This is a genomic window from Sporosarcina sp. E16_3, assembly GCF_017347125.1.
In the GTDB taxonomy this organism is placed as follows: Bacteria; Bacillota; Bacilli; order Bacillales_A; family Planococcaceae; genus Sporosarcina.
In genome coordinates this window covers 1-1,367 of the sequence record NZ_JADPRX010000075.1, presented here as the reverse complement: position 1 = coordinate 1,367, position 1,367 = coordinate 1, and the positions used below count along the sequence as shown (strand labels likewise).

Annotated in this window: 11 tRNA genes and 1 rRNA gene; all 12 read left to right on the top strand. The window is 50.2% G+C overall.

Annotated elements, in window-relative coordinates:
- Positions 1 to 23: 23 nt before the first annotated feature.
- Positions 24 to 139: ribosomal RNA gene (rrf, locus tag I2483_RS19145) — 5S ribosomal RNA — on the top strand.
- A gap of 64 nt (positions 140 to 203) precedes the next feature.
- Positions 204 to 279: transfer RNA gene (locus I2483_RS19140), tRNA-Val, on the top strand.
- Between the two features lie 24 nt (positions 280 to 303).
- Positions 304 to 379 (top strand) — tRNA-Thr (locus I2483_RS19135).
- Positions 380 to 385: 6 nt separating this feature from the next.
- Positions 386 to 461, top strand: a tRNA-Lys gene (locus I2483_RS19130).
- Positions 462 to 494: 33 nt separating this feature from the next.
- Positions 495 to 576, top strand: a tRNA-Leu gene (locus tag I2483_RS19125).
- Between the two features lie 8 nt (positions 577 to 584).
- A tRNA-Gly gene (locus I2483_RS19120) sits at positions 585 to 659 on the top strand.
- A 7-nt stretch (positions 660 to 666) separates the two neighbouring features.
- Positions 667 to 752 (top strand) — tRNA-Leu (locus I2483_RS19115).
- A 37-nt stretch (positions 753 to 789) separates the two neighbouring features.
- Positions 790 to 866: transfer RNA gene (locus tag I2483_RS19110), tRNA-Arg, on the top strand.
- Between the two features lie 25 nt (positions 867 to 891).
- Positions 892 to 968, top strand: a tRNA-Pro gene (locus I2483_RS19105).
- Between the two features lie 47 nt (positions 969 to 1,015).
- Positions 1,016 to 1,091, top strand: a tRNA-Ala gene (locus I2483_RS19100).
- A gap of 24 nt (positions 1,092 to 1,115) precedes the next feature.
- Positions 1,116 to 1,189, top strand: a tRNA-Met gene (locus I2483_RS19095).
- Positions 1,190 to 1,196: 7 nt separating this feature from the next.
- A tRNA-Ile gene (locus I2483_RS19090) sits at positions 1,197 to 1,273 on the top strand.
- Positions 1,274 to 1,367: the final 94 nt, after the last annotated feature.

Sequence of the window (1,367 nt, the reverse complement as noted above, 5' to 3'; positions counted from 1 at the left end):
TCTCTTGAAAAAGATGATAATAGTCTGGTGACGATTGCGAAGAGGTCACACCCGTTCCCATCCCGAACACGGAAGTTAAGCTCTTCAGCGCCGATGGTAGTTGGGGGTTTCCCCCTGCAAGAGTAGGACGTCGCCGGGCTTGTACATTCATTACATAGATGTTCAAAAGGACAAGTAATTAATTGTTGTCTAACTTATACCCAGGAGGATTAGCTCAGCTGGGAGAGCACCTGCCTTACAAGCAGGGGGTCGGCGGTTCGAGCCCGTCATCCTCCACCATATACTTTATAGTGAAATTTATTGGCCGGAGTAGCTCAACTGGTAGAGCAACTGACTTGTAATCAGTAGGTTGAGGGTTCAAGTCCTTTCTCCGGCACCACTTTTCGAGCCATTAGCTCAGTTGGTAGAGCATCTGACTTTTAATCAGAGGGTCGCAGGTTCGAATCCTGCATGGCTCACCATTTTTTATGACTTTTAAGTTGTAATCTTATATTGCGGGTATGGCGGAACTGGCAGACGCGCTAGACTTAGGATCTAGTGCCTTCGGGCGTGGGGGTTCGACTCCCTTTACCCGCACTTATAATGCGGAAGTAGTTCAGTGGTAGAATACGACCTTGCCAAGGTCGGGGTCGCGGGTTCGAATCCCGTCTTCCGCTCCATATTTTTGCCGGGGTGGCGGAACTGGCAGACGCACAGGACTTAAAATCCTGCGGTAGGTGACTACCGTACCGGTTCGATTCCGGTTCTCGGCATCAAAATACCGATTTTCACTCAAAACTATTATTATATGCGCTCGTAGCTCAATTGGATAGAGCACCTGACTACGGATCAGGAGGTTGTGGATTCGACTTCTGCCGGGCGCACCATTATTTTTTAAACTTTATATTTCTTCGGGACGTAGCTCAGCTTGGTAGAGCACTTGGTTTGGGACCAAGGGGTCGCAGGTTCGAATCCTGTCTTCCCGACCATTAAGCTTTTTAAGCAAATTTATTGCTTAAAAAATCGTCACCAACATGGGGCCTTAGCTCAGCTGGGAGAGCGCCTGCCTTGCACGCAGGAGGTCAGCGGTTCGATCCCGCTAGGCTCCACCAACATATATTTAAATTAAAGATCCTGGCGGCGTAGCTCAGCTGGCTAGAGCGTACGGTTCATACCCGTGAGGTCGGGGGTTCGAACCCCTCTGCCGCCATCTTAAAGGACCTTTAGCTCAGTTGGTTAGAGCAGACGGCTCATAACCGTCCGGTCGCAGGTTCGAGTCCTGCAAGGTCCACCACTATTATATACAGCCATGGAGGTATACCCAAGCTCGGCTGAAGGGATCGGTCTTGAAAACCGACAGGGGAGTCAAATCCCGCGGGGGTTCGAAT